The sequence below is a fragment of the Dietzia sp. SLG310A2-38A2 genome, from assembly GCF_014145095.1.
In the GTDB taxonomy this organism is placed as follows: Bacteria; Actinomycetota; Actinomycetes; order Mycobacteriales; family Mycobacteriaceae; genus Dietzia.
In genome coordinates this window covers 1-7,134 of the sequence record NZ_JAALDX010000275.1, presented here as the reverse complement: position 1 = coordinate 7,134, position 7,134 = coordinate 1, and the positions used below count along the sequence as shown (strand labels likewise).

Genomic DNA, 7,134 nt, shown 5'->3' with positions numbered 1-7,134 from the left:
GACCCGCGGGCACCGGAGCGGGCGGTCAGGGCGCGTCCCGCCTCGAGGTCGCGGACGGCGCTGAAGACCATGGGCTCGAGGCAACACCGCATGCCGTTCGCCGCCGCCGCGGCCGTCAGCGCGGCGAGATTGTCCCCCGCCCGGCCGTCGTCTTGGTCGAGGACGGTGGCGAGCACGAACCGAGCACCGAGCGCTACTCCGGCCGCCAACACCGGGTCCCAGTCCGCCGCAGATGACCCGGGGTGCAGTTTGATCACCTCGACGTCGAGCACCGACAGCCCGTAGTCGTCGAGCGCCCTGAGGGTGTCGGCGAGCATCGGTGAGCCCTCGGTGAGCACGTGGCCCCGGTCCCCGTGCCCGGCGGCCACGCGGACGCCGACGGCATCGAACCCCCCCGCGGCTGCGTACTCGACCAGTCGGGGTGGTGGCACCTCGATGGCGGACAGTGACGCGAGCGAGACGATCCTCCCGGTCATCCGTCGTCCCCCGGGCGCCGTGCGAGTTCCGCGGCCCTCTCCCGCGCCAGGGTGAGCACCTGGGGATTGCCGGTGTTCCACAGCACGGTCAGGCGCTTCGCGCAGATGCGCCAGCCGTCGTCGACCCGCACCACGTCGTCGGAGTAGAAGCCCCCGATGGTGAACACCGCGTCACCCGCCGGGTTGGGCAGGACGTGCTCGGCGCGCACGTACGCGACCACCCGGCCGGTGCCCTCCGCGGAGTCGACCGCGATGTCGAAGTTCGACAGGAAGTGCTGGGAGGCGCTCAGCCCGGGGAAGAGCATGCGCCCGCGATCCACCCAGTCGTCGGCGCGAAACCTACCCTCGCTGCCCGGCCGATAGCTGGTGTAGTCGATGTCGATCTGCTCGGTGAACACCGATCGGTACAGGGACCAGTCGCGCAGATCGATGCCCTGTGCGAAGCGCGCCATGAGGCGGACTATCGAGTCGACGTCGGAGGTCATCGGTCGGTCTCTTTCGGTGGGAGGTGCCGGGGTGTGCCGGGGCGGGGCGAGTCAGGCGGGCATCTGCAACGAGATCTTCTCGAAGTACTCCTCCAGGCCGTCGGGTCCGAGCTCGCGGCCGATCCCGGACTTCTTCATGCCGCCGAACGGGGCGAACGGATTGAACCGTCCCCCGTTGATCGCGACCTGTCCGGTTCGGAGCCGACGGGCGATTGCGACCGCGGCGTCGTCGTCGGACGCGAAGACCGCGCCGGAGAGACCGAAATCGGAATCGTTGGCGATGCTCACCGCGTCGTCGATCCCCGAGTACCCCAGCACGGTGAGAACCGGGCCGAAGACCTCCTCCCGGGCGATGGCAGCGGTGTTGTCCACCCCGCTGATCACCGTCGGGCGCACGAAGAAGCCACCGGACAGCCTGGCGTCGAGGCCGTCGACCGCGCCGGACCCACCGGCCACCACCCGCGCGGAGGCGGGCACCGTGTCGAGATAGCGGTGGACCGTGCGCTGTTGGTCGGCCGAGGCCATCGGCCCGATCTCGATCGCCGGGTCGAGTGGGTCGCCTATCGACATCCCGCCGACGCGTCGCGCGAGCCAGGACTCGACCTCACCGAGGGTCTCCTGCGGAACCAGAAGGCGTGTGGTGGCAGCACACGTCTGTCCGTTGTTGACGAAGCACCCCCGTACCGCTGCCGTGAGAGCGGCCTCCATATCCGCCCCGGGCGCCACGATGAACGCCGACTTCCCACCGAGCTCCAGAGCAACTTTCTTGATGCTGGATGCAGCGGTCTGCGCTACCGTCGCGCCCGCGCCCGTCGACCCGGTCAGGCTGATCATGTCCACGTCCGGATGGGCCGCCAGGCGTTGTCCGACCACGCGTCCGGACCCGGAGACGATGTTGAGGACCCCGGCCGGCAGCCCGATCTGCTCCGCGATGTCGGCGACGACGAAGGCGGCCAGGGGCGCCACGCTGCTGGGCTTCACGACGGACGTGCACCCGGCGGCGATGGCCGGGGCCACCTTCGCGGCCAGCTGGTACAGCGGGTAGTTCCACGGAGTGATGGCGCCCACCACTCCCACCGGGACCCGGAGAATGCGCGAGTTCCCCCGGCGCTCCTCCACCGGGAGCGCCTCGAGGGAGTCGGCCATTGTCCGGAACACCGCGACGCCGAGCCCGACCTGCACGGATCTCGATCGTTCGATCGGAGTCCCCACTTCGCGCGCCATGAGTGTCGCCAGCTCTGTCGATCGGGCGTCGAGCTGGTCGGCGAAGCGGCGCAGCGTCGCGACGCGCTCGGCCACGGGGACCTGAGACCACTCGGGGAAGGCCCGGGCGGCGGCTTCGACGGCGCCGTCGCAGTCCGCGGTCGTCCCGGCCGGGACCCGCCCCATGACCGCGCCCGTCGCAGCCTCCAGCACCTCGATGTGGCCCTCCTCGGCCGGCGGGACCCACCTGCCCCCGATGTAGAGCCTCGTACGTTCTTCCACGCCCAGTCCTCCCGTCCGTGCGGCCCGCCGCCCGGTGGCGTCGTAGCGTGTGGTGTTACGTGTCACATTCTGGACGCAACCATACCGAACTGAGAGTCAAGTATGTAGTGCCCTGTCCCATCTCTGTACATATTTGGACGAAGTTTCTTGACATCGACTCCTGCTGGGGTAAATTATGACCATCGTCACAAAGCGATGAAGGTGAGCGGATGGTCACGTGTCGATCTCGGGACGCCTGCGTAACCGCCGTCATGCCCCTCGTCCCGACAGGGACCCGAATCCCGCACCCAGGAGCATCATGAATGACCTCGCGACTAATATCTCCGAGCCAGTGACCGCAGCGGACGAGCTGGTCGTCCTGGTCATGAGGGGCATGCACCGTGGACCGGTCAGTCCCGCCCTGCAGGAGGTCATCGACACCGATCTCGCGCTGGCCAAGGGGCCGATGGTGATGCCGACCTCGAACGGCATCGCCGAGGCCGGCCGGCTCGTGCGACTGGAGGAGGGGGGCGAGGCCGAGACCGTCGTCACCGAGTTCCTCCACGCCTTCCTTCCCGTCAACCGCCGTCTCCGCGAACTCTGCACGGCATGGCAGTGCCGTCCCGACGGCTCGGTCAACGACCACTCCGACCCGCAGTACGATGCGCGGCTGCGGGATCAGCTCGACGACATCCACACCGACGTCAGCAAACTGCTGCGACGTGCGGGAAAGACGGCCCCGGAGATGCTGGACCACCGCGATCGCCTCCGGGTCGCGCTCGACCGTTTCGACGACGGGGACACCGCCTCTCTGACTTCCCCGCTCACCGACGGCTATCACACGGTGTGGATGTGGCTGCACCAGCACGTGCTGATGATGCTGGGAGTCTCCCGAGCCGAGGACGAGGCGCTCGAGGCGGAGCTCGTCGCCGGCGCCGCGGGATGACCCTCTCCGACAGCGCGGTCCACACGCTCACACGAATCGCCGTTCCGCACGGCCAGGGACGCGCGCGTGGCCTGACGGCCGCGGAGCTCGGCGTTCACGGAGTCGAGATGGACAACCTCGTCGGACTCGGGCTGCCCGTGGTGCCGGGTCTGACGATTCCGGTCGGAGCCGGGGAGGAGCTCGCCCACAGGGAGACCGCCGGAGTGGCCATCGACCTGCTGGAGAAGCTCGCGGTGCGCGGAATCTGGCCCGACGTCCGCACCGAACGACGTCCGATGCTCATGCACCTGCGCTGCAGCGCACCGGTACCGGTGTCCGCGCTCCCGCCGGCCCTCTCGGTGATCGGGTTGTCACCACGCAACGTCGACGCCCTCGTCGAGGTCATCGGCCGGGATCGGGACGTCTTCGACTCGTGGGCCCATACACTGAGGTTCACCGCGGAGAACGCCCTCGGGATCGACGCCGACGACCTCGACGACGCGATCGACGAGTCGCCCGACGTGCGGTCTCGCGTGCAGGCGCTGCTTGATCTCGTCGAGGAATCGACCGGCGCACCGTATCCGAGCGACCCCGCCGAACAGCTCGGACTCGCTGCCCAGGCGATGCTCGCGCGCTGGGCCTCGCCACGCGGACAGCGTGCCCGCAGGTCGTTGTCTCTCCCCGACGATCTGGGCATAGCGCTCCATCTGCGCGCATTGCGGCTCGGTTCCTGGGACGAGTCGGGGTATGGCCACGCGGTCAGCCGGAGCCTGGAGACCGGGCGGTACGCCCCCCACGGTGTCTTCCACCTCGGGGTGCGGCGCGCGGATCCTGATCCGGGCCCCGGTGAGCCACTTGAGGCGATGCCGGGTGGAACCGCGATCCTCGACCAGATCTTCGCCACCCTCGAACCGCATCTGCGGGGCGTCGCGGAGGTGGAGTTCGAGGTTCGCGACCGTCAGCTCGCGCTGCTCAGCGCCGGCGCCGTCGAGCATCCGGGCCCGCGTGCGGTCACAACACTGGCGGTGGACCTAGTCGCCGACCACGCGATCGGGCGGCGGGACGCGGTCGCGATGCTCGACCCCAACCTGATGCAGGACCTGCTCCACCCCCAGATCAAGCTCGACGGGGGGGAACAACTCGTCGCGCACGGCCTCCCCGCGTCACCCGGAGCGGCCACCGGACGGATCGCCCTGTCCGCGGACACGGCGCTGCGCTGGGCGGACGAGGGGACGCCGGTGATCCTGGTCGCCGCCGAGACCAGCCCGGCCGACGTTCCGGCGTTAATGGCCGCCACCGCGGTCATCACCTCGAAGGGGGGCCTCGCCTCCCACGCCGCGGTGGTGGCGCGTGGGGCGGGACGCCCCGCCGTGTGTGGGGCCACCGAACTCCGGATCGACCGGGAAGCTCGGACCGTCACCAATGGTGACATCGTCATATCCGAAGGCGATGTGGTGTCCGTGAACGGGCGGACCGGTCACGTCTATCTGGGCGAGGTCGCCATCCGGCCACCTGAACCCTCGGCCGAGCTGGACACCCTCCTCGGGTGGGCGGACGACATCCGGCGCCTCGGTGTGCGCGCCAACGCCGACAACGCCGCGGACGCGGCCACGGCGTTCCGTCTGGGCGCGGAGGGGATCGGGCTGTGCCGCACGGAGCACCAGTTCCTGGGCGAGCAGCTCCCGCTGGTCCAGCGGTTGGTGCTGGCCGAGACCGAGCAGGAGGAGATCGGGGCCATAGCGGCGCTCACCGCAGCGCAGGAGGCCGACTTCACCGAACTGCTCCGGGAGGTCGCGGATCGACCCATCACGGTGCGCCTGTTGGACGCTCCCCTCCACGAGTTCCTCCCCGCCGACGGGCACTACCGCGACGAGGCGCAGGCACGACGTGCGGCCGACACCCACGAGTCCAACCCCATGCTCGGACTGCGTGGCGTGCGCTACGCGATGGTGCAGAAGCGCCTGTACCCGGCCCAGGCCGAGGCGCTCTTCCGCGCGTGGGTCGCGGTCAGCGCGGAGGGGGTGCGGCCCCGCCTGGAGGTGATGGTCCCGCTCGTGTCCCTCCCGGAGGAGCTGGCCGAGGCGATCGCACAGGTTCACGGCGCAGCTGCGGTGGTGGCCGAGTCGACCGGGGTCTCGGTGCCGTACACGGTGGGCAGCATGGTGGAGACCCCCCGGGCCGCGCTGATGGCGGGCCGGCTCGCCGAGCACGCGGACTTCCTCTCGTTCGGGACCAACGACCTCACGCAGCTGACCTACGGGTTCTCGCGCGACGACGTCGAGAAGAGCATGCTGACCCACTATCTCGCGCATGGACTGTTGTCGGACAGCCCGTTCGCGGTGCTCGACCGTGACGGGGTCGGCGCCCTCGTGTCGCGCGCGGTCCTGCACGCCCGCAGCGCTCGACCGGACATCAAGCTCGGGCTGTGTGGCGAGCACGGGGGAGACCCCGATTCCATCGACTTCCTGAACTCCGCGGGACTGCACTACGTGTCGTGCTCCCCGCGCCGCATGCCGGTCGCTCGACTCGCGGCCGCACGCGCCGTGCTGACCGGGGACGCAGAGGGGGCCGCGTGACGACCGAACTCGACGATCTCCGTCGAGCGGTGCGTGACGCCGTCGACTCGCTCGGCGGTACAGCGGTGTGTCGTGGGCTGGAACCCGACGGCCCGGGCTGGGATCAGCGTGCCTGGTCGGTGCTGGCCGAGCAGATCGGGATCGGCGCCCTCGGCGTCTCCGCCGACCACGGTGGACTCGGTGGTCTGGCCGAGATGACGGTGGTGGCCGAGGAAGTGGGTGCGGCCGTGTTGCCCGTGCCCTATCTGTCCACCGTGTTGGCCGCGCAGATCCTCAGTCGCACCCAAGGGGCGGACGACGTACTCGGCGAGATCGTCGAGGGGGCACCTGCAGCGTTCCTCGGGCTCGATCCTCGGGGGTGGTGGTCGCCGAGCGGTCCGACGGTCACGCTCGGACCCGGTGGCGCGGACGGTGCACTGTGGGGTGAGGCCACCCCCGTGCTCGGTGCGGCGGGCGCGCACTGGTTCGTGGTCGCAGCCCGGACCCCGGACGGTGTCGAGCTCGTCGCGTGCGACGCCCGGCATCCCGGTGTCTCCACCACGCCGTTGCGGACCCTCGACCTGTCCCGGGCGCACGCCTCGGTGACACTTTCCGAGGTACCCGCCAGAAGACTCGGATCACCCGACTCCGTGGACGCGGCCGTCTGTCACGCTCTCGACGTCGCCATCGTGGTCCTCGCGGCCGAACAGCTGGGCGGGGCGCAGGCGAGTCTGGACAACACCGTTGCCTACGTCAAGGAACGACGCCAGTTCGGACGGGCGGTCGGTGGGTTCCAGGCGGTCAAGCACTCCCTGGCCGACCAGCTCGTCCTGGTCGAGTCCTCCAGGTCAGCAGTCTCCAGGGCCGTCGAGTCGGGCCATCTCGACGAGGCCGCGGCCCTGGCGCGCGCCTGGTGCAGCGACGCCTACCGCACGGTCAGTGCCGAGGCGCTGCAGCTGCACGGCGGCATAGGGTTCACGTGGGAGCACGACTGCCACCTGTATTACCGGCGCGCACGGGCGGACGCGCAGCTGTTCGGCGGCAGCGACTTCCACCGCGAGCGCCTGGCCACCGCTCTGCAGTGGTAGCGCCCCCCGAACGGCGGCGACACCTCCGCCGGCGGGGCCGACGCACCGTCCGCCGGTGACCCCTCAGCGCCGGTCGCGCTCGGAGAACGGTGTGTCTTTGCCGGGCCGTGGTTCCGGAGGTAGACCCAGCACCCGCTCGGA

At 70.2% G+C, this 7,134-nt stretch carries 5 protein-coding genes and 1 pseudogene; 3 read left to right on the top strand and 3 right to left on the bottom strand.

Translation table 11 applies throughout. The features are described 5' to 3' along the window. The 3 genes and pseudogenes from G6027_RS10065 to G6027_RS10055 all read right to left on the bottom strand — a co-directional run. A pseudogene (locus tag G6027_RS10065) lies at positions 1-476 on the bottom strand (sugar phosphate isomerase/epimerase); the annotation flags it as partial. Then, entirely contained in the window at positions 473-961 is a 489-nt protein-coding gene (locus G6027_RS10060; protein WP_182637055.1) for a nuclear transport factor 2 family protein, read from the bottom strand. The gene G6027_RS10060 and the pseudogene G6027_RS10065, both read right to left, overlap by 4 nt. Before the next feature lie 51 nt (positions 962-1,012). After that, positions 1,013-2,512 (bottom strand): aldehyde dehydrogenase family protein, encoded by a 1,500-nt coding sequence (locus G6027_RS10055; protein WP_346995684.1) that lies wholly within the window; start codon positions 2,510-2,512, stop codon positions 1,013-1,015. Positions 2,513-2,744: 232 nt separating this feature from the next. Between G6027_RS10055 and G6027_RS10050 the strand changes: the two genes are divergently transcribed. The 3 genes from G6027_RS10050 to G6027_RS10040 all read left to right on the top strand — a co-directional run bounded on the left by G6027_RS10050 (position 2,745) and on the right by G6027_RS10040 (position 6,993). Next, the gene (locus G6027_RS10050; RefSeq protein WP_182637054.1) at positions 2,745-3,371 is read left to right on the top strand and encodes a hypothetical protein; all 627 of its coding nucleotides are present in this window, start codon (positions 2,745-2,747) and stop codon (positions 3,369-3,371) included. Positions 3,372-3,478: 107 nt separating this feature from the next. Further along, positions 3,479-5,926 carry a putative PEP-binding protein gene (locus G6027_RS10045; protein WP_241727009.1) on the top strand — a complete coding sequence of 816 codons (2,448 nt, stop codon included), beginning with the start codon at positions 3,479-3,481 and terminating at the stop codon, positions 5,924-5,926. Beyond that, positions 5,923-6,993 (top strand): acyl-CoA dehydrogenase family protein, encoded by a 1,071-nt coding sequence (locus tag G6027_RS10040; RefSeq protein WP_182637052.1) that lies wholly within the window; start codon positions 5,923-5,925, stop codon positions 6,991-6,993. Before G6027_RS10045 ends, G6027_RS10040 begins: the two co-directional genes overlap by 4 nt. Positions 6,994-7,134: the final 141 nt, after the last annotated feature.

Coding starts and splice junctions, on each gene's coding strand:
- G6027_RS10050 (WP_182637054.1), top strand. CDS start 2,745: ATGAATGACCTCGCGACTAATATCTCCGAGCCAGTGACCGCAGCGGAC.
- G6027_RS10060 (WP_182637055.1), bottom strand. CDS start 961: ATGACCTCCGACGTCGACTCGATAGTCCGCCTCATGGCGCGCTTCGCA.
- G6027_RS10045 (WP_241727009.1), top strand. CDS start 3,479: ATGGACAACCTCGTCGGACTCGGGCTGCCCGTGGTGCCGGGTCTGACG.